The organism is Paenibacillus sp. JCM 10914, from assembly GCF_001315105.1.
Classification (GTDB): domain Bacteria; phylum Bacillota; class Bacilli; order Paenibacillales; family Paenibacillaceae; genus Paenibacillus_AQ.
The window spans coordinates 69112-93457 of the sequence record NZ_BAZR01000018.1 but is presented as its reverse complement, the minus strand read 5'-3'; the positions used below and the strand labels follow the sequence as shown (position 1 = coordinate 93457).

24 protein-coding genes, 1 pseudogene and 1 riboswitch are annotated in these 24346 nt (G+C 47.1%); of the genes and pseudogenes, 16 read left to right on the top strand and 9 right to left on the bottom strand.

Going from position 1 to position 24346, the window contains the following annotated elements; genetic code table 11:
- Positions 1–37: 37 nt before the first annotated feature.
- The 10 genes from ssuD (at position 38) to JCM10914_RS18475 (ending at position 10315) form a co-directional block, all read left to right on the top strand.
- Complete coding sequence (gene ssuD / locus JCM10914_RS18515) at positions 38–1177, top strand: FMNH2-dependent alkanesulfonate monooxygenase (protein WP_023963629.1); 1140 nt, start codon at positions 38–40, stop codon at positions 1175–1177.
- A 167-nt stretch (positions 1178–1344) separates the two neighbouring features.
- Positions 1345–2112 (top strand): methionine ABC transporter ATP-binding protein, encoded by a 768-nt coding sequence (locus JCM10914_RS18510; protein WP_023963628.1) that lies wholly within the window; start codon positions 1345–1347, stop codon positions 2110–2112.
- Positions 2105–2770: a methionine ABC transporter permease gene (locus JCM10914_RS18505; RefSeq protein WP_023963627.1), complete on the top strand. Its 666-nt coding sequence runs from the start codon at positions 2105–2107 to the stop codon at positions 2768–2770. Before JCM10914_RS18510 ends, JCM10914_RS18505 begins: the two co-directional genes overlap by 8 nt.
- Positions 2771–2819: 49 nt before the next feature.
- On the top strand, positions 2820–4007 hold the full coding sequence (locus JCM10914_RS18500) for an acyl-CoA dehydrogenase family protein (RefSeq protein ID WP_023963626.1): 1188 nt from the start codon (positions 2820–2822) through the stop codon (positions 4005–4007).
- 62 nt (positions 4008–4069) lie between these two features.
- A complete protein-coding gene (locus JCM10914_RS18495) occupies positions 4070–4903 on the top strand; it encodes a MetQ/NlpA family ABC transporter substrate-binding protein (protein WP_023963625.1) in 834 nt (277 codons plus the stop codon).
- A gap of 40 nt (positions 4904–4943) precedes the next feature.
- On the top strand, positions 4944–6347 hold the full coding sequence (locus tag JCM10914_RS18490; protein WP_023963624.1) for an LLM class flavin-dependent oxidoreductase: 1404 nt from the start codon (positions 4944–4946) through the stop codon (positions 6345–6347).
- Positions 6322–7566, top strand: coding sequence for an SfnB family sulfur acquisition oxidoreductase (locus JCM10914_RS18485; RefSeq protein WP_023963623.1), 1245 nt, complete (start codon positions 6322–6324; stop codon positions 7564–7566). Before JCM10914_RS18490 ends, JCM10914_RS18485 begins: the two co-directional genes overlap by 26 nt.
- 18 nt (positions 7567–7584) lie before the next feature.
- Positions 7585–8628 carry an NtaA/DmoA family FMN-dependent monooxygenase gene (locus JCM10914_RS18480; RefSeq protein ID WP_023963622.1) on the top strand — a complete coding sequence of 348 codons (1044 nt, stop codon included), beginning with the start codon at positions 7585–7587 and terminating at the stop codon, positions 8626–8628.
- Complete coding sequence (locus JCM10914_RS31955) at positions 8589–8963, top strand: putative nitrilotriacetate monooxygenase component A, NtaA/SnaA/SoxA/DszA family (RefSeq protein WP_023963621.1); 375 nt, start codon at positions 8589–8591, stop codon at positions 8961–8963. The genes JCM10914_RS18480 and JCM10914_RS31955 overlap by 40 nt, the downstream gene beginning before the upstream one ends.
- 290 nt (positions 8964–9253) lie before the next feature.
- Positions 9254–10315: a serine hydrolase gene (locus tag JCM10914_RS18475; RefSeq protein WP_231638700.1), complete on the top strand. Its 1062-nt coding sequence runs from the start codon at positions 9254–9256 to the stop codon at positions 10313–10315.
- A gap of 53 nt (positions 10316–10368) precedes the next feature.
- Here the strand turns inward: JCM10914_RS18475 and JCM10914_RS18470 are convergent, their stop codons facing one another.
- Positions 10369–10839, bottom strand: coding sequence for an HIT family protein (locus tag JCM10914_RS18470; protein ID WP_036718932.1), 471 nt, complete (start codon positions 10837–10839; stop codon positions 10369–10371).
- A gap of 188 nt (positions 10840–11027) precedes the next feature.
- Between JCM10914_RS18470 and JCM10914_RS18465 the strand changes: the two genes are divergently transcribed.
- From JCM10914_RS18465 to JCM10914_RS18455, 3 genes are all read left to right on the top strand, one after another.
- A complete protein-coding gene (locus tag JCM10914_RS18465) occupies positions 11028–12026 on the top strand; it encodes a S41 family peptidase (protein WP_023963618.1) in 999 nt (332 codons plus the stop codon).
- Positions 12027–12580: 554 nt separating this feature from the next.
- A complete protein-coding gene (locus tag JCM10914_RS18460; RefSeq protein ID WP_023963617.1) occupies positions 12581–12844 on the top strand; it encodes a hypothetical protein in 264 nt (87 codons plus the stop codon).
- Between the two features lie 62 nt (positions 12845–12906).
- Positions 12907–13593, top strand: a complete 687-nt coding sequence (locus JCM10914_RS18455) for a class F sortase (RefSeq protein ID WP_231638699.1) — start codon at positions 12907–12909, stop codon at positions 13591–13593.
- A 3-nt stretch (positions 13594–13596) separates the two neighbouring features.
- Here the strand turns inward: JCM10914_RS18455 and JCM10914_RS18450 are convergent, their stop codons facing one another.
- The 4 genes from JCM10914_RS18450 to JCM10914_RS18435 all read right to left on the bottom strand — a co-directional run bounded on the left by JCM10914_RS18450 (position 13597) and on the right by JCM10914_RS18435 (position 16409).
- On the bottom strand, positions 13597–13875 hold the full coding sequence (locus tag JCM10914_RS18450; protein ID WP_036718926.1) for a hypothetical protein: 279 nt from the start codon (positions 13873–13875) through the stop codon (positions 13597–13599).
- An 87-nt stretch (positions 13876–13962) separates the two neighbouring features.
- Positions 13963–14760 carry a sulfite exporter TauE/SafE family protein gene (locus JCM10914_RS18445; protein ID WP_052019870.1) on the bottom strand — a complete coding sequence of 266 codons (798 nt, stop codon included), beginning with the start codon at positions 14758–14760 and terminating at the stop codon, positions 13963–13965.
- A gap of 31 nt (positions 14761–14791) precedes the next feature.
- Positions 14792–15217 (bottom strand): hypothetical protein, encoded by a 426-nt coding sequence (locus JCM10914_RS18440; protein WP_052019868.1) that lies wholly within the window; start codon positions 15215–15217, stop codon positions 14792–14794.
- Entirely contained in the window at positions 15183–16409 is a 1227-nt protein-coding gene (locus tag JCM10914_RS18435) for a carboxylesterase family protein (RefSeq protein WP_023963614.1), read from the bottom strand. Before JCM10914_RS18435 ends, JCM10914_RS18440 begins: the two co-directional genes overlap by 35 nt.
- A 120-nt stretch (positions 16410–16529) precedes the next feature.
- Between JCM10914_RS18435 and JCM10914_RS18430 the strand changes: the two genes are divergently transcribed.
- Positions 16530–17399, top strand: a complete 870-nt coding sequence (locus tag JCM10914_RS18430; protein ID WP_023963613.1) for a LysR family transcriptional regulator — start codon at positions 16530–16532, stop codon at positions 17397–17399.
- A gap of 208 nt (positions 17400–17607) precedes the next feature.
- On the opposite strand, the gene JCM10914_RS18425 is transcribed toward JCM10914_RS18430, so the two are convergent.
- Positions 17608–18975 carry a dicarboxylate/amino acid:cation symporter gene (locus JCM10914_RS18425; RefSeq protein WP_023963612.1) on the bottom strand — a complete coding sequence of 456 codons (1368 nt, stop codon included), beginning with the start codon at positions 18973–18975 and terminating at the stop codon, positions 17608–17610.
- A gap of 236 nt (positions 18976–19211) precedes the next feature.
- Positions 19212–19416, top strand: a riboswitch (cobalamin riboswitch).
- A gap of 167 nt (positions 19417–19583) precedes the next feature.
- Between JCM10914_RS18425 and JCM10914_RS28975 the strand changes: the two genes are divergently transcribed.
- Both JCM10914_RS28975 and metE read left to right on the top strand, forming a co-directional pair.
- The gene (locus tag JCM10914_RS28975) at positions 19584–19757 is read left to right on the top strand and encodes a hypothetical protein (protein ID WP_023963610.1); all 174 of its coding nucleotides are present in this window, start codon (positions 19584–19586) and stop codon (positions 19755–19757) included.
- 74 nt (positions 19758–19831) lie between these two features.
- Positions 19832–22119: pseudogene (metE, locus tag JCM10914_RS18420) on the top strand (5-methyltetrahydropteroyltriglutamate--homocysteine S-methyltransferase).
- A 140-nt stretch (positions 22120–22259) separates the two neighbouring features.
- Here metE and JCM10914_RS18415 read toward each other — a convergent pair.
- The 3 genes from JCM10914_RS18415 to JCM10914_RS18405 form a co-directional block, all read right to left on the bottom strand.
- Entirely contained in the window at positions 22260–22691 is a 432-nt protein-coding gene (locus JCM10914_RS18415; RefSeq protein ID WP_036718923.1) for a hypothetical protein, read from the bottom strand.
- A gap of 219 nt (positions 22692–22910) precedes the next feature.
- The gene (locus JCM10914_RS18410) at positions 22911–23387 is read right to left on the bottom strand and encodes a GNAT family N-acetyltransferase (RefSeq protein ID WP_036718920.1); all 477 of its coding nucleotides are present in this window, start codon (positions 23385–23387) and stop codon (positions 22911–22913) included.
- Between the two features lie 26 nt (positions 23388–23413).
- Positions 23414–24283: a LysR family transcriptional regulator gene (locus JCM10914_RS18405; protein WP_023963608.1), complete on the bottom strand. Its 870-nt coding sequence runs from the start codon at positions 24281–24283 to the stop codon at positions 23414–23416.
- Positions 24284–24346 lie beyond the last annotated feature (63 nt).

Here is a 24346-nt window from a genome sequence, read left to right as displayed (position 1 = left end):
CTACATTCAAAATATATCAAAGAAAGGAAACGGTATCATGGAAATTTTCTGGTTCATTCCTACCCATGGCGACGGTAGATATTTGGGGACGCGTGAAGGGGCCCGAGCCGTAAATTATGCGTATTGCAAGCAAATTGCGGTCGCGGCAGACGAGCTTGGTTTCAGTGGAGTATTGCTCCCGACAGGTAAATCGTGCGAGGATGCCTGGGTGGTGGCTTCAACACTCGTGCCGGTAACGAAAAACCTCAAGTTTCTGGTGGCTGTGCGTCCTGGGCTCATGCAGCCTACACTCGCGGCACGCATGAGCGCCACGCTGGATCGGTTCTCGGAAGGGCGGCTGCTCATCAATGTCGTCGCCGGAGGTGATCCGTCGGAGCTTGCCGGAGATGGCGTGTTCCTCAGCCACGACGATCGGTATGCGCTGACCGGAGAGTTCCTTGAAGTATGGCGCAGGGAGCTTCAGGGCGAAGAAGTCCATTTTGATGGCGGCCATCTTAGGGTAGACGGTGGCAAAGTCCTCTATCCGACCGCGCAGAAGCCTTACCCGCCACTGTACTTCGGCGGCTCGTCAGATGCGGCGATTGAAGTGGCGGCCGAACATGTCGACGTCTATCTTACCTGGGGCGAACCGCCCGATCAGGTTGCAGAGAAGATCGCCCGCATGCGCGAAGCCGCTGCCAGCAAAGGGCGCACGCTGCGTTTTGGCATTCGACTTCATGTCATCGTACGGCCGACAGAGGAAGAAGCTTGGCAGGCGGCGAACGAGCTGATCCAGCACCTGGATGACGAGACGATCCGCTCGGCACAATCCGTCTTTGCACGTATGGACTCCGAAGGACAGAGACGGATGTCCCAATTGCATAACGGAGATCGGTCCAAGCTGGAGGTCAGTCCGAATTTATGGGCGGGCGTGGGCCTTGTACGCGGCGGTGCGGGAACGGCTCTTGTGGGATCGCCGGACATCGTAGCGGAACGGATGCGCGAATATGCTGACATTGGCATTGAAACGTTTATCCTCTCGGGTTATCCGCATCTCGAAGAAGCATACCGTACGGCTGAACTGCTGTTTCCGAAGCTGCCGCTTCATGACAAGTTAAGCAAAGATAAGGAACCCTCGTTCATTTCCCCATTCGGTGAAATGATCGCCAATAGTCAAATCCCTGTAGCCAAGTCCTGAGCTTGGTGCAGGTTGATCATAAGAAGTGCTCACCAGATCACTGGAGGCAACAATAGACTTCAGTCTATTGAAGCAAGGTTTTTCCGGTGAGCGGGCATCAGCCGTTTCTTCATCGGAGATACGGTTTTTTTTGTTCCTATTTCTCAAGTAAGGGAGTGTGAGAATTCATGATTGTCCTGAATAACGTAAGCAAGACATTTAATACTTCCGATGGGCCGCTAGCTGCCATCTCATCCGCTTCCTTGCAGATTGAGAAAGGCGATATTTACGGGATTATCGGTTTCAGCGGAGCTGGCAAGTCGACATTGCTGCGTACGATAAATCTTCTGGAGAAACCCGACAGCGGAAGTGTGCTCCTGGACGGAGAGGATCTGACGAATCTTTCTCGCAAGCGACTGCTTAAGTCGCGAATGAAAACCGCTATGGTATTTCAGCACTTTAACCTGCTGACAAATCGAACGGCGTATGAGAATGTATCGCTGCCTTTGGAGATCTCCGGATTTCCGAAGAAGCTGCGAAGCCAGCGCATTCTGGAGTGCCTTGACATCGTCGATCTGCGGGATAAGGCAAGCGCTTATCCTGCCAAGCTGAGCGGCGGGCAGAAACAGCGCGTAGCCATTGCCCGAGCGCTTGCCAATAACCCAGAGGTGTTGCTGTGCGACGAGCCGACATCAGCCGTCGATCCGCAAACCAAAGGCAGCATTCTCTACTATCTCAAGCAGATCAACGAGAAGCTCGGCATAACCATCGTCCTGGTGACTCATGAGATGAACGTCGTCAAGTCGATCTGTCAAAAGGTGGCGGTGATGGAGCATGGTCGAATCATTGAGCAATTCAGTATGCGTGACGTAAATTACGAGCCGCAGAGTTCGATTGCGAAAATATTGCATGCAGAGAAAGTTCCCGTAGTGGAAGGTGAGTTCGCCTATGTTTGATAATATTGTGGCCGTCCTCCCCGAAATACGGGTAGCTTTGGTCGAAACGCTCTATATGCTGTTCGTTACCGTCGGGTTCGCCATCGTCCTGGGCCTCCCGCTTGGAACGCTGCTGTACTACTGCCGCCCTGGGTCGCTGATCAAAGCACCGTTCATCAGCTTCGTTCTGAACGGCATCGTGAATCTGGTCCGCTCATTTCCGTTCCTGATTCTGCTGGTCGCGCTGATCCCGGTAACCCGGTTTATCGTGGGGACTTCAATTGGCACAACGGCTGCCACGGTGCCGATGATCGTGGGCGCGGTTCCTTATTTTGCGCGTCTGGTTGAGCAGACGTTCCTTGAAGTGAATCGGGGGACGATCGAAGCTGCCGAATCGATGGGAGCGACACATGTGCAGATCATATGGAAGGTACTGTACGGCGAAGCCCGGTCAGGCATCGCGGGTGCCATAACCATTATCACGGTAAGCTTTCTATCGTATTCGGCTATGGCCGGCATGGTCGGAGGCGGCGGGATCGGCGACTTTGCCATCCGTTACGGTTATTACCGATATCAGTTCGATATTATGGCCTTCACCATCATTATCATTGTCGTGTTTGTGCAGCTACTGCAATTCATCGGTAACTATTTGGTTCGCAAGCTGGACAAAAGGTTGTAGCGACAGGTGGCGCAGCGGTAAATCCATAGATGAGAGGATAGGATATAAGATGAGTCAACTGACGGCAGGCAAGGATTTTATATATAAGGCGGAGGAACTGGCCCGTTACTTCGAAGAGGATGCGTCTGAACGCGACAAGAAGGGAGGAACGCCGAAAGCACAGAGAGATGCTCTGAGAAAAAGCGGATTATTAAATGCGCTGATTCCCCAAAAATGGGGCGGCTTGGGTCTGCCTTGGTCGTCCGTAATGACTATTTCGCGTGTATTATCGACAGCGGATTCATCGCTTGGTCATTTGTTTGGCTATCATAATCTGGCAATCACTTATACGCTGCTTGGCTCCGATCAGAATTACGCCCAGCGCTTGCTGGAACGCTCGGCAGCGAATGATTGGTTCTGGGGCAATGCCGCCAACCCCCTGGATCAAGGTCTTGCCATTGTGCAGCGGAATCTCCCGGATGAAGGTTTCATCGCGAACGGATCAAAGTCGTTCGCGTCCGGTTCGCCGGATTCCGACGTGCTTACGCTGATATGGACCGATTCTGACGGAGAGAGACGCTATCTAGCGAATATCCCCACGGCACGAGAAGGCGTTAGGGTTCACGACGATTGGGATCATATCGGACAGCGTCAGACCGGCAGCGGCACGGTCAGATTCCATAATGTCATCATCCATCCTGATGAAATATCGCCGCTACCCTTTCACCCAGATATTCCGGCTAGTACGATCGGGCCGATTTTATCACAGAGCGTGCTTACGCAAATATTCATCGGGTGTGCCCTTGGAGCCCTGAAAGAAGGGAAACGCTACACGCGCGAGAAGACGCGAGCCTGGGGAACGTCGGGGGTAGATTCCGCCTTCGAAGATCCATATATTCTTCGCCATTATGGCGAATATTGGACAGAGACCGAAGCGGCAGCGAGTTTGGCTGACCGTTCTCTATCGAACATCGATCAGATATGGGAGAAGGGCAAATTACTGACCTGGGAAGAACGAGGCGAAGCTGCTGCCCTTGCAGCAGCGGCCAATGTATTCGCAGGTAAAGTTAGCCTGGAGGTCACGAGCCGATTTTTCGAAGTGATGGGGGCTCGTTCAGCCGCGCAAAGCTATGGATTCGACCGATTCTGGCGAAATGTCAGAACGCATACGCTGCACAATCCGGCAGACTACAAGCTTCGTACCGTTGGGAATTGGCATTTGAACGATAAGGGGCCGGAGCCTTCAAGTTATTCATAATGAATTTCTTTCGCGATACAAGTCATGAACCCCTAGCAGTAAATGATAAGGAGCCGTGTTAAATGAAACTCAGAGTTGGTCTGATCTCGTTGCTTGTCCTATCGATGATGGTGCTCGGAGCTTGCGGCAAAGCAAATTCCGGCAAGGAAGCCACGATACATGAATCGGTTACGATCAAATTGGGGATCGTCGATCTTCCCCCTTACGGAGATATCGTCAATCTGGTAAAGGAAAATTTGAAGAAGGAAGGCATCCATCTCGAAATCAAGGCGTTCACCGATGTAACGATACCGAACCAGGCGCTAAATAACAAGGAAATCGACCTGAATTACTTTCAGTCGCTGAGCTATCTGGAGCAATTCAACGTCAGCAACGGCATGGATTTAGTGCCTATTGCCGACACTTTCACCGGAATTTTCGGGCTGTATTCCAAAAAATACGTAAGCATGGATGAAGTGCCGGATGGCTCAACCATCACCATACCGGCAGATCCCGGCAACAGCGGGCGTTCACTCGCGCTTCTTCACGAGCATGGGCTGATCAAGCTGAAGGACGGCGTCGGCGTTCACGGCTCACAACAAGACATTGTGGAGAATGAGAAAAAATATAAAATCGTTGAGGTCGACCAGATGCTTCTGCCGCAAGCATACAACGACTCTGATCTCACTGCCATGATGGGCACCTATGCGCTGCAGGCGAAGCTGGTTCCTTCCAAGGATACGTTGATTAGGGAGAACAACATCCACGGCTCCGATTTCTTCGTTGTCCTGACAGCCCGTAAGGATAATCAAAATGACGTCAACATTCAAAAAGTAGCGAAGGCGTTCCAGAGTACGGATGTGAAGACTCTGATCGAGAAGGATTACAGCGATGCCTTCACTTGGAAGAAAGAATAAAACGGCGGATGATGAATCCGCAAGCAAGGAGGCACCAAACATGAAAAAGCAAATTCATTTGAACGCATTCGAAATGAATTGTCCGGGTCACCTTGCGCACGGCTTATGGGCACACCCGGAGGATGAGCGTACTCGGTACAAAGATCTTACTTACTGGTTGGAGCTCGCGCAGTTGCTTGAAAAAGGCAAGTTCGATGCGTTGTTTCTAGCCGATGTTCTTGGCGTGTACGATGTATATGGGAATGGGAACGACCCGGCCATCCGCCGTGGCGTGCAGATACCGGCAAATGACCCGATGATGATCATTCCCGCGATGGCAACGGTCACGCAGCATCTGGGCTTTGCACTGACGGCTTCAACGACGTATGAGCAGCCCTTTGCTTTTGCGCGTCGCATGTCTACTCTTGATCATCTGACCAAAGGACGGATTGCCTGGAATGTCGTGACTTCGACGCTGCGAAGCGCTGCGAACAATCATGGACTCGACAAGCCCGTCGGGCATGATGACCGTTATGAAGTTGCTGACGAATTTCTCAAGGTATGCTACAAGCTGTGGGAACAGAGCTGGGAGGATGACGCGGTGGTTAAAGACTGGGACAACCATCTTTATACCGATCCAGACAAAGTACATTTCATCGATCATAAAGGGAAATATTTCAGCGTCGCGGGGCCTCATCTGAGCGAGCCTTCCCCGCAGCGTACGCCGCTGCTCTATCAGGCAGGTACGTCTGCCAAGGGCAGCGAGTTTGCGGCAAAACATGCGGAGTGTGTATTTATCGGCGGCCATCGTCCGGACGTCATCAGACGCGATGTGGAAGAAATCCGCAGGAAAGCGGTAGCGTTTGGCAGACAACCCGAGCAGGTGAAGACGTATGGGTTGTTAACCGTGGTCACCGGACGAACGAAGGAAGAGGCTGAGAGAAAGTTTGCCGACTATTCTTCCTACTTCAGCGAAGAAGGCGCACTCTTGCACTATAGCGCCAATACCGGGTACGATCTGTCCGCTTATTCCGACGACGAGTATTTAGAGTATGTTCCAACTGACCACGGTCAATCGCTCGCCGCTCTGTTCACGAAGGATGCCGTCAAGCCACAGACCGTAGGAGAGATTAAAAAGGCACTAAGCAGCATTGGCAGCCGCGGCTTGCTTATCGTCGGAGACCCAGAAGAGGTCGCTGACAGGATGGAACAATGGATGGTGGAGACGGGGCTTGACGGTTTTAATTTAACGCAGGTTGTCACTCCTGGCACACTTCAGGATTTTATAGAACTAGTGATACCGATATTGCAGCAAAGAGGCATCTATCGCCGGGAGTACGGGACGGAGTCGACGCTTCGCCAACGTTTATTCGGCGGACAGGATGGGAAGCTGCCGGCGGAGCATCGGGCAATCCATATATCAAGGAGGGAACTCGGCCATGACGCAATACCTCAATCCAAGTAGTGTAACCGCAAGAAGAATAAGAACTGACGAAGAGGCATTGCAGGTGGCCCGGGAGTACGCGACGATCATCGGTATGGAAGCTTCGCAACGGGATCGGGAACGCAGGCTGCCGTTTGATGAAATACGACTGCTCGTTGAGAGCGGGCTGCTAGGAGTGTTTGTGCCAAAGGCTTATGGCGGGCCCGGAGTCTCCGTCGTCACCTTGACGGAAATATTCAGAATCATTTCGCAGGCCGATTCCTCGATCGGACAAATTCCGCAAAATCATCATATGTGCATTCAGATGCTGGAGATGTTAGGAACCGAAGAGCAGAAGACGTTTTTCTTCTCACAGGTTCTGGAAGGCACGCAGTTCGGTAATGCGATGTCGGAGCGGGGCGTGAAGGGCGTGAAGCAGATGAAAGACGTTCTGCGGATGCAAACCCGGTTGCGGAAGAACGACAAAGGCGGATACCTCTTGGATGGGAGAAAATACTACGCTACTGGCGCTCTGTTCGCAGCATGGATACCGGTGCTGGCCGCCAATGAAGATGAACAAACAATCGTTGCCTTCGTTCCCCGCCATGCCGCCGGCGTTACGGTGATCGACGATTGGTCAGGCATCGGCCAACGAACAACCGCGAGCGGCACGGTACGGTTTGATCAAGTCGAGGTTGCGGAAGAGTGGGTATTGGCACACGGTAAACGATTCGACATGTCTTACTATTCCGGAGCGTTTAGCCAGATTATGCACGCTGCGGTAGATGTGGGCATTGCAAGGGCAGCATTAGAGGAGGCGGCAGAGTACGTAAGGAACCTGAACGGCGATGAATCGGAGCCGATTGAAGACACTTATCTCGTGCACCGCTTCGGCGAGCTCGGAATCCGCCTGAACGCGGCTGAGGCGCTTCTGGAGCAGTGTGCGCGTTCCATTGATCGGGAGAATGAACTGATCCGCCATGAGCTGGAGCAGAAGAAGGAACAAATTACGAAGATGGTCCAGCATACGTCACTGCTTGTCGCCTCACTGAAAGTAGTGGCTACCGATACGGCTATCGAATTGACGAACGCGTTTTTTGAACTGGCGGGGACCTCCTCAATGGATGAGAAGTACAATTACGATCGCCATTGGCGAAATGCACGTATCCATACGCTGCACGATCCCGTGCGCTGGAAAGAGTATCACGTGGGCAACTGGTATTTAAACGGAGTGCTGCCTGAACGTCAATTCAATTTGTGAAGAGAGGAGAGCCGGATCATGAGCAAAAAGCTGCACCTGAATTTGTTTGAGATGAATTGTTTAGGGCATCTGTCCCATGGATTATGGGCGCATCCTGCCGATCAACGGCGGCGTTATACGGATTTATCCTTTTGGACCGAACTGGCTGTGCTCCTGGAACGAGGTAAATTCGACGCGGTGTTTATGGCCGATGTATTAGGCATCTATGATGTGTATGGCGAAAGTAAGAAATCGGCCGTCCGCAATGCCGTGCAGATTCCGGCGAATGATCCGTTTCTGGTGATCCCGCCGATGGCGTCCGTTACGAAACATTTGAGCTTTGTTGTGACATCAGCCACAACATATGAATCTCCTTTTGCTTTTGCGCGGAGAATGTCGACGTTGGACCATTTGACCAAGGGCCGCATGGCATGGAACATCGTCACCTCCTACCTTCCCAATGCGGCGCAAAATTTCGGACTGGATACGATGGTCGGTCATGATGAACGATACGATATGGCTGACGAGTATCTTGAAGTCGTCTACAAACTGTGGGAAGGAAGTTGGCAGGATGACGCCGTTGTGATTGATAGGAACAATGGTATGTATTCCGATCCCGCCAAGATCCGTTCGATTCAGCACAAAGGAAAGTATTTTAATGTGCAGGGCCCACATTTGAGTGAGCCTTCTTTACAGCGGACCCCGGTGCTCTATCAAGCAGGAACTTCGCAGAGGGGGAAAGTGTTCGCTGCCCGCCATGCCGAAGGTGTATTTATTACAGGTACGGATACTACCTTGATGAAAAAGCAGATCGGCGATATCAGGCGGCAAGCGGAACAAGAAGGCCGCGATCCGGCATTGCTGAAGTTTTTCACCGGTATCACACCGATTGTCGGATCAACCACGAGGAGGCGCTGCGTAAGCTCGCTGAGCTCAATTCCTACTATTTGCACGAAGGCGGCCTGGTTCATTTTAGTTCCAGTTCCGGCTATGATCTGGCGTCATATGCCCAAGATTACTTCGACGGTACAGGTAACAATTTTGTGCAATCCATATCCGAGCGCTTCTCCAAGAAGGCGCTGAATCCCAAGTCGGTCAAGGATATCATTTCTTCGCTAAGCAGCGTCGGCAGCATGGGGTTTATGGCTGTAGGAACACCGATAGAAGTTGCTGACCGATTGGAGCAACTGGCGGATGAGATCGGCCTTGACGGCTTTAATATCATGCAGGTTCTCTCTCCTGGAACACTGGAAGATTTCGTGGAAGGGGTTGTCCCCGAGCTGCAGCGTAGAGGTATTTATCGCAAGGATTACGAAGAAGGGACGATGCGTGAGCGATTGTTCGGAACCGGCGCGAGGCTACTGTCGGATTCCCATCCAGCTGCAAGCTTTAGAGGTGGGAACGTGAGCCTGGTCTGAAGGAATCTGCTTGGTTAATTTAATTATAGCTATGCAAACATGAACCTCAAAGGTTGTATTCATGCTATTAGCCGTAAATGGACATTCGTTCATCTACGGCTTGTTGTGTGAATTTATGAAGAAAAAACTACTTTAGATGATGATGCAGTTAAAGTACCCATGCTACGGATTCGGTGCCAAAGTAGAATGCCATTGGAAAGTGTTTAATATAGATGATAATGAGGCAAGGATAATGGGGGAACTTGATAAGGAGGGTAATTTTATTGCGACAATCCGCTGAGCAGGTTACATTGTCGATTGAAAATGCTTTTCGAAAGCAAGTACAAACAGATTCCAAGTTAAGGAGCGCTTATTTACTCATTCATTCCGAAAAATTGGGGATTCATCTTAATATCGCGGAGGGCTCCAAGAATCATGGCACTTCCGCTTATCCACAGCAGCCCAATTACATGGCGAGCGTAGGCAAAATTTTCACTTCGGTGCTGGTAGCCATTTTGGTTGAACAAGGAACATTATCTTTTGACGATCCCATTGCAGATTATTTGGACACTCTATTACTGGAAAAGCTTCATATTTATAAAGATACGGATTATACGCATGAAATTAATATCAGACATCTACTAAATCAAACATCGGGACTATTTGATAATTTCTGGCCGCTGCTTGATAAACTCATTGCTAATCCGGCATTCGATATAAGTCCAAGGGAAGCCATCATCTGGGGGAAGGAGCATCTGACCTCACATTTCCCTCCAGGAAAAGGGTTTAAGTATACAGATACAAACTATCACCTTCTAGGACTCATCATTGAAAGCGTTACGAATTCGCCGTTTCATGTTGCACTCAAACAATATATCTTCGAACCCGTAGGCATGCTGCATTCCTCCATGCTTCACTATTCAGATTCTATGGCACCCTGTCCGTATCCAATGGCGGACTTTTACTTTCGGGGTCATAAGTTAAATGAATACAAGGGCTATGCGGGTCTTGATTATGCCGGCGGCGGTGTCGTAGCGCCAAATGAAGACTTGCTAAAATTCATGAAATCTCTGGTTAACCATACATTATTGACAAGAGCAACGATTGAACAAATGATGAGTGACCGAGCTAAATACGGGATAGGCATAGACTACGGCTACGGCGTCATGCAGTTTATAACCGTGCCGTTACTGATGCCCAAGGTATTTAATGCATGGGGGCATGCCGGTGCAACAGGAGCGTTTATGTTCTATCATCCGCAAACAGAGGCATATTTAATTGGAACCTTTAATGACGCCTCTTATGAGAGAAAGGGAGTACGATTTATGATGAAAACGATACACAAATTATCAAAGTGTGTTGTCGCCGAATAGACAACCAACTCCGCTTTCTGGCATTGGGGAGAAAACTATAGTCTCTCGTAATCTCAGGTTTTCTTTATCCAGGAACGCAACTTATCAGCATAGACAGAGCGTTCATCTGGATCGGATGGAGAACCCTTTGTCAGATAAAGTTGATCATCCACATATCTAGGGTAAACATGAAGATGATAATGCCACACGTCTTGATTGCCAGCAGGCTCATTATGTTGCCGCGTAGAAATCCCATCACATCCATATGCACCTTTCATTGCAAACGCTGTAAGCTGAGCCGCGCGGTGAATTTCAGCAGCATACTCCGCAGGAAGTTCAAAGATGTTCTCGAAATGTTGATTTGGAACAACAAGAACATGTCCTTTATTGTTTGGCCACCATTTACTCGCTATAAATGCCGTTACCTTTTCATTCTGATAGATAATGTCCCTCTGTTTTGTTCCCTGATTAGGTCGCTCGATACCCGAAATGCGACAAAACGGACATTCGTATCCTTCGGGCTTATGTGAAAATGATGTTGTCATCTTTCTCATTCAACTCCTTTCATATTTCAACCAACTATTAGACGCAGGCAACTTCTGTTCGTTGCGCTATGATAATTTTGATGGTATAAATTACTGTATATGGATTTTTGCGAGTGGTGACGAATTGTGATGAATTATCTCGTGATGTCAGATTTAATAGTGTTATCAATTAGAAGGGAATGATTCTTATGCAAGTGAATAAGACGAGCGGTTGGACTCATGAAGAGGTTATACGTTCATTAGCCAAAACATTAAATCATTATTATGTGTTTCCCGATATTGCCAAAGAATTGGGGATTCATTTGGAACAAAAGTTAATGAGAAAAGATTATGAGGAGATTGAAACCCCCGAAGCTTTTTGTGAACAAATTACGAAAGATCTTTGGGAAATAAGCAACGATAAGCATTTGAAATTGCGATACACGGAACAAGAGAAATCTATCGATCTCAAGATTAGCGAGAAAGAACAAAGGGCGGAAGATTTTCTTCATGCAAAGATTGATAATTTTGGATTTCACAGAATTGAACGGCTTAAAGGGAATATCGGCTATATTGATCTGCGAGGTTTTCACGATCCTGAGTTTGCAGGGGAGGCCGCAGTGAATGCAATGAATTTGGTGGCTAATACGGACGCCCTTATCTTTGATGTACGAAACAACGGCGGTGGAAGTCCTGCGATGGTCGCCTTGATAACCAGTTATTTATATGATTCCGAACCTTTCCACTTAAACAGTTTCTATTCGAGAGCGAATGATGATTTAAGCCAGTCTTGGACGCTAGCTTATGTTCCTGGGAAACGTTATGCAAACAAACCTGTATTTATTTTAACGAGCCACAGAACATTTTCCGCTGCTGAAGAATTTACATATAATCTGAAAAACTTAAAGCGGGCAACCATCGTCGGAGAGGTTTCGGCTGGAGGAGCCAACCCAGGTGACATTCATCAATTAACGAAACACATTAGCGTCTTTGTTCCTGATGGACGAGCGATTAATCCCATTACTCAAACCAATTGGGAGGGAACTGGCGTGACGCCTGATGTTAAGACATCTCAAAGTGAAGCATATGAAACGGCATACAAACTTGCTCTTCATCATGTAATTAACTCCTACCAAGATAGCAAAGAATATGGATTTCTAGTAAAGGAAGCGGAAAATCAATTGAAACAACTGGATCATCCAAAATAAAATGGTCTTCGATACAAATACAAACCTGAAATCCCGATATGAAAATGTGAAGAGACAAGAACATTGTCCCATTGAAAGTCGCTAATTTAGCGGCTTTTTTGATATACGGACTTATTCATTACCAAATAGTCATAAAGGTTTAGAACTTCGTTGCCTTGACATGAATACATTACATTAGAGAATGAGAGTACACCATAATCGTTTTGGTTCATGGAGAGGGGAAAACAAATGAAAAAAATAAGTAGTCTTTTTAATGAGTTACAGTATCTAGATAATCGAGGCTTATCATCACCCCCAAAAAGCAAGAAGAGTACTTCAACAAATATATCAACGAAAAAGCAAAAGATGGTGAAAAACAAAAAAATCAGTCTTAAGTCTCCCATAAAGCAGTCTTAGTTAACATTTTTATAAGATGGCCTCTGATCTTGTCAGAGGCCATCTTATTTACGTTGCAATGGCTAATAGGCTATAAAGGTGTAAATTACCATCAATAACTTGATACAACAGTGTAGATAATTAAATCGGGGAAAACAAAAAAAGGGAGGAATTTCACAATGAAAAAAGCGACAATATTTGCCTTGTCAACTTGTTTGTTTCTTTCATCTTCGGCATTAACTGCATCCGCAGCACCTGTGGAAAAACATCAGCACAAAGTGCATGTCAAAGAACATGAAGCTAAAGAACACAAAGCACATGTTAAGAAACACGAAGCTAAAGAACACAAGATGCGAGCTAAAAGCAAAGCACATAAAGTGCACACCAAGAGCATTAAGCCAAAAGCATTACCCAAAACGGGATATGGCGGCGTAAGCGAATAAGATTATGATTGAAAAGAGGAGAATTATGTTTTCCTCTTTTCTTTTAACAGAGGATGATCCTTGTGAATGATAAACGAAAATTAACGTTATTAATAATTATCTCCATTCCTGTTCTATTGTTCTCAGGATATCAATATCATGCGTTGCAATCTATTGAACTGAGGGAGAATACTGCTCAATCTCCATTGCCTCAATCCGGATCGTCTTCTTCCAGAGAAATTCCAGAGGGTAAAATAGAACAAGGTATAACTGTGAAGAATTCAGAAAAGGAAAAAGAGGAGAACTTATTAAATGACCAATCTGTATTTATAAAACCGAAGCAAATTTGGATTCCATCGGTTGGTATTAAGGCCCCTGTTGAACCCGTAGGACTGTTAGAGAACGGGCAAATGGAAGTACCCGTATCAAGCAAAGTTGCTGGAGTATTTGTAGATGGCATTTTGCCTGGACAAAAAGGAAATGCTATTTTAGCAGGGCATGTAGACAACTATACGGGCCCCGCGGTTTTTTACCCGCTCAAAAAGATAAAACCTGGGGAACCCGTGGTGTTATCAGACAATGAAGGAAATTACCTCGTCTTCAAAGTCGTGGCTGTTGAATCTTATCCTACAGCCGAAGCGCCAATCGAAAGAATATTCGGCGATACTGATATGGAACAATTAAATTTAATAACATGTACAGGAAAGTACAATCGTGTAAAGGGCGAACATGAAAAGAGACTAGTCGTATATACGAGGTTATTAAAATAGCAATTAGGGTTGCCAGACTTCCCATATGTTACCGTCAAGGAGCAGAGCAGGTACGACTTGCCTTAAACCAGGTGAGGGCAGGTTTCCATTCCGATCGGGAAAATTCAAAACAGCCATCTCCATTCCAGGTTCAACACGGTCGTTGTTTGCAGGTTGGCACCCTAAATTCTTTTGGTACCATTTCATAGAATCGTAAACATCATTTACTGGGACATAAATACAAGTAATACCTGTAATGTCTTCCATTCCTTCTTCCGCGTTGATTTCCTCGTTTGCGTGCATATCCGTTTCCTCCCTTGGTTCATTCTTATGTTTTTAATCAAAACAAATACATGAATTTCCGGTGAATGTACTTATTGTGCCAATCTCCTAACCCTTCATCATCAGCCGGATCGAAACCACGATTAGAAATAGCGCTAATATTTTTAGGAGCAGCCTGGCAGGGAGGCGTTTGGCAAGTCGCGCGCCGATTTGACCACCGATTATAGCACCCGGGGCTAGGGCTAACACCATAAACCAGTCAATATTCAATAAGACAGCATGCACCGACGTACTTACAATAGCAGATAGAAAAATTTGAAGCATGGAAGTGGCAACAGCAATATGAGGTGAGAAGGAGAGCAACAATGTCATCGTCGGAATCATGAAACTGCCGCCCCCGATCCCAAACAAGCTTGCCATGAAGCCGACAAGAAAACTGATGATGATGCCGGTAGGCATGTGGTAGGCATAATCGAACCGTTCGCCGTTACTATCGATAAAGCTCCGGTTCACCGTTGGTTTAAATGGCCAATGAATCGGCTTATTGGGCTTAAATAGGAGCACTAAGGCCATAAAAATCAGAATAATGCCGAAACTTATGAAAAAGAATTTCCCTTTCACATGCTCCGCAAAAACAGCGCCTATGACCGAACCGGGAATGGAGGCGGCAGCGAATCGGATGGCTGCTTGATAATCAATTCTCTTCTGCTTGGCATACACATAAGTACTTGAGATGGAATTACATAGGAGCATCGCCATGGATGTACCCGCTAATTGTGCCGGTGGCATATCAGGAAATAAGAAGGCGAGAGCAGGCACAACGATGAAGCCGCCGCCTAGTCCGACCAATGATCCAGAGATGCCGGCCATTAGTCCGATGCCCAATAGTAGTAAGTAAGTTAGCACGTAGCACGTCCCTTCCAGTGACCGAATTCAGTTAATCCTTCCAGAAGAAGCGACCTGCAAATAGATACTTTTTAAGCCAGATGCGCTGTTCTTCCGTGAACCGGGTGTCTTCTTCCATTCTAGCCAGGATATCGTTTGATGTAAGCTTCTGGATCAATTGAACAATCGCTTGTTCCTCGCTTGCATCGAGAGAGAGGATTTCGGCAGACCGAGAACCGTTGGTCCACCGTTGCCAATCAGGCAGTTCTTTACCGTTAGGATCTCCCGAATATAAGAAACATCGTAAATAACTACGCATGAGGGAAGAGAGCATTTTACGCCCAGGATTGTTACGTTCAGAAATGACGCCTTCGGGAAAGTTTTGCATGACACCTGAGAAGTCACCCGTATAGAAGGGATATCCGCTCCATGAGGAGCTCCAATCAGAGAACGAATGGCGGGATCGATAACGCGTCATGCAACCCCCAGCCGAAACGGTAAGCGTAAATCGGCAATTCGGGGATCGAGCGTATTAATTTCTCCGCAACTTGCTCTACATTAAACGCCGCATACAGTTCGCTTCCATATTGAACGACAGCTTCGTATAACTTTTTTTGCTCCGCATTTTCGGCTAATTGTCCGTGTTGTACTTGGTGCAGGAGATACGGGTCCATCGATGCAAATCCGGAAAATTCGCTAGCAGTGCTCCCTAGGATAATCGGCATGCAAGGTTGAATTCGGTGTTTAAGATTTTCGAAGCCTTCTCTTGGAATGACCGTGCCATCTTCGAACAAATGAGGAAATGCAGCCATTCTTAGACCGGTCTCGCCGATTGTTGCTGCAAAGAGAATGGCCTTTTGACCCATGAGGTAGTCAGAAATGGCAGCTGCAGATTGCGTTGAAATCCAGTCTATGGCTTCTTCGATATTGTTGGCCAACCCAGTTTCCATTAATAATGAGGCTAGGATATCGTTTGCCTTTGCTTCTCCTTGTTCTGGGGTTGCCGTCGTTAAGCCTCCACTCATCGCACACAGCTTGTGAAAAAGTCCTTCGCTTAGAGGTGAAAGATAAGCGGCTAATGCATTTCTTGCACCAGCAGAATGACCAGCCAACGTAACATTTTCCGGATTTCCGCCGAAGGCAACGATATTCGTCTGTACCCATTTCAGAGCATGAATAATATCGAGAAGACCGTAGTTCCCCGAGTCATCCAAAGGATCGCCGGTTCGAAGCGCAGGATGTCGGAAAAACCCCATCGCACCCAGACGATAATTCACGGTGATGACTATACTGTTCGTTTCACAAGCCAATTGCCCGCCTTGGAAATCGCTACCTGAACCATTTGTGTTACCGCCCCCGTGCAGGAAGACGAAAACGGGCAGGCCGGAATCGGTATGATCGGGTCGCCAAATGTTCACATACAAACAATCTTCGCTGCCGCTTGGTACCCCTTGAATCATCTGGAAGCTACTATTGCTAAATTCGCGTACAGGCAATATGCCAGTCCATGGTTTAACTTCGCGAGGCGCTTTCCATCGTAGTTTATCCACTGGAGGTAAAGCATAAGGAATCCCTAACCATGCAATCGCGTCAATCTCTGTCTGCCGTATGCCTTTAAGCTGCCCGCTAGCAATTGTTATCGTTTCATCCCTTTTTTCTTTCGTGTTCATATAACTACCTCCGCTTTACTTCTTACTTCTCTTTATTATAGGGTTCTGCCATAATAATGAAAAATATATTGTTTTGTATAGAATTTATAACCAAACGGTTATAAATAGAGGGGGATCACGATGGACTTACTTTCACTTCGGTACTTTCAAACGGTTGCGCGACTAGAGAATATGACCAAAGCGGCCGAAATGCTGCAAGTCTCTCAACCTGCACTAAGTAAAATGATCGGGAATCTCGAAAAAGAATTAACAATCAGATTATTTGATCGCACGGGGAAATACATTCGATTAAATGAATATGGGAGACGGTTTCTTGCAAAGGTAGACTTGGCGCTTCAAACGTTAGAGGATGGAAAATCGGAGCTTCTCGATCTGGCCGAAAGACCGACAGGAACCGTCGTTATATTCATTCAAGTGGCTTCCTATTTGCTTCCAGATATGATCACTTTATTTCGGCAGCTATACCCGGAAACCGAGTTCAAGCTGCTACAGCATGATCAGGATCACTACAAACCTCCAGCTTTTGATCTGTGCATTTCTTCATCTTCGTTCAGCATGCCGGGAACCGAGTCGATTTCTTTATTAACGGAAGAGATCATGCTCGCCGTCCCAAGTGACCATAGGCTGGCTGATCGTGGTAGCATTCGACTGTCCGAACTTTCAGAAGACGGTTTTATTAGTTTAAAGCCCGGCAAACAACTCCGCGAAACGACGGATTCTCTCTGTCGAGCGGCTGGCTTTACGCCTCGAATTATATATGAATGCGACGAACCTTCAATGGTTCGCAGCCTAGTCCATTCGGGGCTGGGCGTTTCCTTTATCCCATCTGTTACGTGGGGCGGCTCTCAGGGATCTTCGGTCGTTCTCATTCCCATCGAAGAACCAATAAGCACCAGAACCATCGAGATCTCATGGTATAGCAACCGGTACATGACGAAGGTCGCAATAAAATTCAAGGAATTTGTTCAAGATTATTTCAAACAGTTATGAGTACGCGCGAAATAAGAAGATGGCATCTTGGGTTTAATGGATCGTGGGAGCTGCTGCATTGAAAAAATTGAAAAAAACCTCCGGACCGCTGCCAAAAGCAAGCGTTCGGAGGTTATAGCGTGGAGCGGACGCCGGGGCGGCAAAGTGTAACCGATCCCGGTGCCCGGTCGTGAGCAAGGAGTGTGACGCAGCAGGTGCATGCCGCCTGTTACACAGGGCTTATGGCAAGCTCCTCGTCATCATCATCGCTGTTGAACTTCTCGCGGTCGAATTCGCCTTCGGAATTCGCCACGAGCAGCGAGGTGACGGTCGTTCCCGTAGCGTTGACGGCGGTGCGTCCCATATCAATGAGCGCTTCTACACCCGCTACGATGGCTATGCCTTCGAGTGGCAGGCCCATTGCGGTGAGCACAACTGTTGTGGAGATGACGGCGGGTCCGGGAACGCCGGCAACGCCGATCGATGAGATAATGCTGACGAGCACCAGAATGATGTAATCGGTTATGGTCAGATTAATATTGAAGATTTCAGCTGTAAACACAGCTACAATCGCCGGCCATACGCCACCGCAACCGTTGAAGTTGACGGAGGCACCCAGCGGAGCAACGAAGCTCGCAATTCGCGGAGAGACATGCAGCCTCTTCGTAATAACCTCCAGATTAACGGGCAGTGTTGCATAGCTGCTGCGGGTTGTGAACGCGACGACGAGCATCGGGTAAATTTTCCGGAAGAAGCGAATCGGATTCACCTTTGCCACCAGCAGCACGAGCGCTCCGAATACGAACACAAAGTGAATAATAAGTGCGACGTACGAAGTGATGATTACACTGCCTAACTCCTGCAGTGTGTCCCAGCCATAGCGCGCCGTGATGCCGGCAATTAGCGCGAACACGCCGTACGGCGTGAGCCGGATAACGTATTTCACAACCTGGTGCAGCACTTGGGTCAACGAATGGATAAGGTCGCGCACAGGCTTGACGGCATCGGCGTTCTTGGAGCCGACCTTAATAATGGCAACGGCCAGGAATAATGCGAATATAAGCAGAGGCACCACTTTACCATTCGCCGCTTCATTAATCGGGTTGGAAGGAACCAGGTCCAGAATAACTTGCGAGAAGGTCGGAATTTCACGTGCTTGGAAACCCTCCGGCGTCTGCTGCTGAATACCGGCTCCCGGGTTGAACAGCAGGGCGACAAGCAGGCCGATTATTGATGCTATACCCGTTGTGGCTAGAAACCAGCCGAACGTCTTAAAGCCAATCTTTCGTAAATAATCGAGACTCGTCAACGATGCGATGCTGTTTAGAACGAGCACGAATACTAGCGGAATAACGAGCATACGGATTAGACTGACGTAAATACTGCCGAACGTGGTAATTCCTTTCGTATCCAGATCAAGGCTCTGAAGAAGAATGCCCACAAGCAGGCCGATCCCAAGTCCGATCAGCACCCGGGCGCCAAAGCTGACCCGCTTGCGTGCCAGTACATACAAAATGCCGAAAACAAGCACAGCAGTTACAAAACTGAACCAGTTCGTTTGGATGGCAAGCAATAAATTGTTCTCAACATTGTCCATCTTACCAATAAACCTCCTAAACCAAGCGTTTTTATAGGAATAACAATAACAAATTTAATTTACAGTGATTGTTTAAAATTGTCAATGCATTTTTAGAGCGGTTGTCGCCAAAAAAATCTTTCTCTCACTGAGGATCAGTGACATACGGAACTTCCCCGTATTGCATAGTTATGCATTGAAATAGTTGTGTTTACCTTTCATTGTCTAGTAAGATGTAAATTGATATAAAATACCCGAACTGCATATCGGGAACAGGTGTCTGGCTGCAATAATGCTTGCTGGCCAGACTTAAAAGGGAAGTCGGTGCGATACCGACGCGGTCCCGCCACTGTAACGGAGGAGCAGGCAGCCTATTCAGCCACTGATTGAGATCGATCGGGAAGGCCGCTGTCATGTGACGATACCGGAGCCAGGAGACCTGCCTGTTCTGACAGCACTACTGTACCTACGGGAGATAGGGAGGTGTTAGATGAACCGTCATAATTTGCACAATTATGGAGGCGTCTTTCCCTATGTATTTTTACGGGAAAGACGCCTTTTCTGGTTGTCTGCAGATGAAATGAGTTCAGTTGTCCACAAGGATGTGTGTTTTGAGGGGGATTCCACTGATGCAGCATGAATTAGTTCATTTTTTGTCTCATGTAAATGATGAACAAACGATGATTAACGTCATTAACAATCTAAATGCCGATGCATATGGTAACCTGCTTCATCATCTGGAATATACATCATTGGACACACAAGACCGTTGGCGGAAGATACTGCGTAAGATGCTTTGTTAGATTTGCAGGGAGTAGGATTCTACAGCCGAATGGCAAATCTCAAGATTATACCAACGAGTAAAGGAGAATGGCACATGGCGATTAGCAGTATACTGGGTTACCCACGAATTGGGGTTGAACGGGAATGGAAAAAATCACTAGAAGCATTCTGGGCTGGCAAAATCGACGAGACAACGTTTCAGCAGCAGCAACAAGAAATTCGCCTGAATCATCTGCAAAAGCAACAGAAAAAAGGAATCGAACTCATTCCTGTCAATGATTTCAGTCATTATGATCATATTTTAGACACAGCTGTTATGCTTGGTATCGTTCCAAAACGCTTCCAATATCAAGGCGGTATTGTTCCCCTATCGATTTACTACGGAATGGCGCGAGGCACTAAGGACGCGACAGCATGTGAAATGACAAAGTGGTTCAATACAAACTACCACTACATTGTGCCTGAACTAAGCGACGCGGACCCTGTCTTGACCGAGAACCGCCCTTTGCAGGCTTATAGGGAGGCAAAGGAGAAGCTTGGCATCGAGGGTAAACCGGTGATCGTCGGACCGCTTACGTTTCTGAAATTATCGAAAGGTTATACGGTAAGTGAAACGGATGCATGGCTTGAACGTTTGGTCCCTATTTACGTACAGATTCTGCGCGAACTTGAGAATGAAGGCGTAACATGGGTACAGATCGACGAGCCTATCGTGGTTACGAAACTTCCGGCTGCAGATATAGACCGGCTGAAGAAGATCTATACGACGTTTGCCGAAGCCGTTCCGTCCCTTAACGTCATGTTGCAAACGTACTTTGAATCGATTGATAACTACCTCGACATCGTGTCACTGCCAGTAGAAGGGATCGGACTTGACTTGGTACACGGCCTCAGCGTCAACCTGGCTTCGATCCGGGAACATGGCTTCCCCAGCGATAAGGTTCTTGGGGCTGGCGTCATTGATGGCAGAAGCATCTGGCGTGCTGATCTAAGTGAGCAGTATGATGTGTTACATGAGTTGATCAGCTCGGTATCTCATGATCGTTTGATCGTACAGTCATCATGCAGCATGCTGCATGTGCCAGTAACGAAAGAAACAGAGACTAAGCTTGGGGCGGACCTCTTGGGAGCATTGGCTTTTGCGGATGAGAAGTTAAATGAGCTTGTCCTGCTGACAAAAGCCATCTCACAGGGAGCGAATACCGTCCATGATCAGCTAAACGCCGCGGACGAGGCGCTTGGATTATTGAAGTCTTCCGAAGCTCGCAATCGCCATGATGTCCAAAAGGCTGTAGCGGTTGTGTCAGAAACAGAGCCTCAGCGAAATAAGCCGTTCGAGGCGCGTCATATCGATCAACAGGCACGCTGGCAGTTGCCAATGTTCCCGACAACAACCATCGGCAGTTTCCCGCAAACCCCAGAAGTACGTAAGGCTCGTCAATTCTGGCGTAAGGGCGAGTGGTCAAACTCGCAATATAATGCCTTCATTCGCGAACAGATTGACACATGGGTGAAGCTGCAACATGAGATTGGTATCGATGTCCTCGTCCATGGGGAGTTTGAAAGAACCGATATGGTGGAGTTTTTCGGTGAAAAACTGGAGGGCTTTGCTTTTACTCAGAATGGATGGGTACAGTCTTACGGTTCACGCTGTGTGAAGCCGCCGATCATCTACGGAGATGTCGCCTTTGACGTTGCCATGACCGTAGCGGAGACAGTCTATGCCCAATCACAAACGGATCGTCCGGTGAAAGGGATGCTGACAGGCCCGATTACGATTATGAACTGGTCATTCGTACGTGAAGATATCTCGCGTGAACAAGTTGCTTATCAACTTGCCTATGCGCTCAGACAAGAAGTGGAGGCACTGGAGAAGGCAGGGATTGGCATGATTCAGGTTGACGAACCGGCTGTTCGTGAAGGGCTGCCATTGAAGGAAAACGAGCAGGCCAATTATCTGGCTTGGGCCGTTAAAGCATTCAAGATCGCAACTTGCACCGTGCAGGATACGACACAAATTCATACCCATATGTGTTACTGCGAATTTCATGACATGATCGACTCGATTGAAGCGATGGATGCAGATGTCATATCGATTGAGACTTCCCGCAGCCATGGCGAGTTGATCCATAGCTTTGAGGAACACACCTACAGGCTGGGCATCGGTCTAGGGGTATACGATATCCATAGCCCGCGTGTGCCTAGTGTGGAAGAAATGAGCAGTATGATCGATCGCGCCTGCGCGTCCTCGAACCGGCACGGTTCTGGATTAACCCGGATTGCGGCTTGAAGACGCGCGGCCGGGAAGAAACCGTTGCTTCGCTTCAAAATATGGTTGAGGCAGCCAGGCTGGCTCGCGAAAAATATAACCCCCTGATCTAGTGCTCAGAAATAAAGTACCCAACTTCTTGTCCAAGCTTAAATACAAGAAGTTGGGTACTTTTCTTAAAAGAACAATGACCTGTACACCATACTGAGTAGAAGTTTATCTACTCAAGTTACAGCAAATGTTGGAGTAGGCATTAATCAGATACTCCAATCAAGTTGCAGCTTTCCGGACCAACTCTGACAGTGCCAAGGGCTGAGGATTGAATATAGACCGAGTACACTACGTTAGCAGTGTTCGGTGCATTGAAATCAGAACCTGCAAAGTTAATGAGTTGAGGCCCTACGATACTCAAATCGAGATTTTGAGATGCGGAAAAGACAATGAGACCCGAGGGAGTGGTGCCTCTGACGACAGTTATGAGTATGTTGGTAACCAAAGGAACCAAAGGCAGTTGAGTGGCAACGATTCCCGTAAATGACACCACCGTCAGATTAGCTGTGCCCCCGGATAAATTCAATGTTTGTTGCGCAATTAATTCCGGCGTATTGATAGCAGTTATTGGGACGGCGATAGAGTTGGCATAACTGGCATTTTGCGAAGTTTTTGAATCTAAAAATCGAGCCATAAGTTTCACCTCCTATTAACTCATCATATGAAATAATAGGGAAGTAGCTTGGACATAAGAAGCGCTCTAAACGCACATTTCTGATTTAAGTATGATAATCGTTCGCTTGATTTAAAAAATAAAAATCGTTTTGATAATGATTTGAAAGGGTACCAAGCCAGATTCTTCCGGCTGGCCCTTTTCACTGTTTAAATCGTGCATTATCTTATATAGACGGTGTTAGCTCAATATAATCTCCATTTTCCTACTCTTTGTTGTCATACCAATGGACTCATAAAATTCAATTGCAGAAAAATTATTTTCTGATACCCCCAATTCAACACTATCAACATTTAGGCTTCTCCCAAAATCAAAGACATATTGCAAAAGTCTTTTTCCGATACCCTTCTTTCTCTTCGTTTCATCAACGCATAAACTGTTTATATATAATATCTTCCTCGCATTCACAAATGAATTTTCAATGATTTCTTCTTCCTTCATAACAACGATTCCGACTATTTCAATCCCCATGATTGCCACAAAAATATGCTGTTTGACATCATCTATTTGGCTTTCAAAGAACTCTTGACCGACTGGAGTAGGGTTTTCTTTGTATAAATCTGGTCTTTCAAAAACGTGTAATTCATGAACCTTCCTGAATAAAGGCAATAGAGAATCGTAATCACTTTTGTTAGCGTTTCGGATAGATATCACCATATTTTTGTCCTGCCTTTCAATAATCGTTAATTCAAACCATGTACAGTCTCATCCAAGAAAGCGGATAAGGCCGGCGTAATCAAGGTATCTTTTCGTTTAATGAACATGGTTGTTACTGACGAGTGCTTGTCCGGTAATGAGTGGCAAGTAACTTTTCCCCTAAATTCATAATCAGCAATGATAGAATAAGGCAGTAACGTAATACCCAATCCTGCACTGACACAAGCAATGATCGTTTCCAGCGTTCCAAATTCCATTAATTTCGCAGGTAACAATCCTTCTTCTTGCAGAAAAGTGTTAAGCTTCGCGCGGTAGGAACATCCTTTAGGGAAAACGAGCATCGTATGATTTTGTACATCATGAATCGAATGTATTAGGGGGTGCTTTGGAGAAGTTACAAGAACAAGCGTCTCTTCAAACACTTTATTACTCGTGAGATCAGGGTGTTCTATAGGGCCGGAAACAAAGGCCCCGTGCAATTCATAATGAAGGACGTTATGAAGCAGCTTTTCTGTGGGACCAGTAATTAAAGAAAAATCTACATTCGGATATTTTAAATGGTATTGTGTCAAAACAGAAGGGAGCCGGACGGCTGCTGTTGTTTCCATGGAACCAATCGCCAGAGGACCGGAAGGAGTGGAACTGCTCCCTACTGCAGCTCTAGCTTCGTTCATCGAATTTATAATTTTTTCAGCATAAGTGACTAGAATTTGTCCAGAAGGCGTTAGCGTAATCCCTTTCTTGTGACGATAAAATAACGTCGCCTGGAGATCCGCCTCCAACTGTTGAATTTTATGTGTAACATTGGATTGAGCATAATTCAGTTTTTTTGCTGTTCTGGAAATACTACCCTCATGGGCGGCTTGAATGAAAATCTCCAACAGGTGAATATCCAAGGGTGACCCTCCTTTAGAATCCAATCTATCTGAAATCATGATATGTAATATCTGATTTATGGA

Bases quoted from the DNA above. Each gene is read 5' to 3' on its own strand.
- JCM10914_RS18435 (WP_023963614.1), bottom strand. From the start codon at position 16,409: ATGAACACGAAAGAAAAAAGGGATGAAACGATAACAATTGCTAGCGGG.
- JCM10914_RS18495 (WP_023963625.1), top strand. From the start codon at position 4,070: ATGAAACTCAGAGTTGGTCTGATCTCGTTGCTTGTCCTATCGATGATG.
- JCM10914_RS18465 (WP_023963618.1), top strand. From the start codon at position 11,028: ATGCAAGTGAATAAGACGAGCGGTTGGACTCATGAAGAGGTTATACGT.
- JCM10914_RS18480 (WP_023963622.1), top strand. From the start codon at position 7,585: ATGAGCAAAAAGCTGCACCTGAATTTGTTTGAGATGAATTGTTTAGGG.
- JCM10914_RS18510 (WP_023963628.1), top strand. From the start codon at position 1,345: ATGATTGTCCTGAATAACGTAAGCAAGACATTTAATACTTCCGATGGG.
- JCM10914_RS18470 (WP_036718932.1), bottom strand. From the start codon at position 10,839: ATGACAACATCATTTTCACATAAGCCCGAAGGATACGAATGTCCGTTT.
- JCM10914_RS18410 (WP_036718920.1), bottom strand. From the start codon at position 23,387: ATGGTGATATCTATCCGAAACGCTAACAAAAGTGATTACGATTCTCTA.
- JCM10914_RS18430 (WP_023963613.1), top strand. From the start codon at position 16,530: ATGGACTTACTTTCACTTCGGTACTTTCAAACGGTTGCGCGACTAGAG.
- JCM10914_RS18460 (WP_023963617.1), top strand. From the start codon at position 12,581: ATGAAAAAAGCGACAATATTTGCCTTGTCAACTTGTTTGTTTCTTTCA.
- JCM10914_RS18415 (WP_036718923.1), bottom strand. From the start codon at position 22,691: ATGGCTCGATTTTTAGATTCAAAAACTTCGCAAAATGCCAGTTATGCC.
- JCM10914_RS18490 (WP_023963624.1), top strand. From the start codon at position 4,944: ATGAAAAAGCAAATTCATTTGAACGCATTCGAAATGAATTGTCCGGGT.
- JCM10914_RS18500 (WP_023963626.1), top strand. From the start codon at position 2,820: ATGAGTCAACTGACGGCAGGCAAGGATTTTATATATAAGGCGGAGGAA.
- JCM10914_RS18440 (WP_052019868.1), bottom strand. From the start codon at position 15,217: ATGACGCGTTATCGATCCCGCCATTCGTTCTCTGATTGGAGCTCCTCA.
- JCM10914_RS18450 (WP_036718926.1), bottom strand. From the start codon at position 13,875: ATGCACGCAAACGAGGAAATCAACGCGGAAGAAGGAATGGAAGACATT.
- JCM10914_RS18425 (WP_023963612.1), bottom strand. From the start codon at position 18,975: ATGGACAATGTTGAGAACAATTTATTGCTTGCCATCCAAACGAACTGG.
- ssuD (WP_023963629.1), top strand. From the start codon at position 38: ATGGAAATTTTCTGGTTCATTCCTACCCATGGCGACGGTAGATATTTG.
- JCM10914_RS28975 (WP_023963610.1), top strand. From the start codon at position 19,584: ATGCAGCATGAATTAGTTCATTTTTTGTCTCATGTAAATGATGAACAA.
- JCM10914_RS18505 (WP_023963627.1), top strand. From the start codon at position 2,105: ATGTTTGATAATATTGTGGCCGTCCTCCCCGAAATACGGGTAGCTTTG.
- JCM10914_RS18485 (WP_023963623.1), top strand. From the start codon at position 6,322: ATGACGCAATACCTCAATCCAAGTAGTGTAACCGCAAGAAGAATAAGA.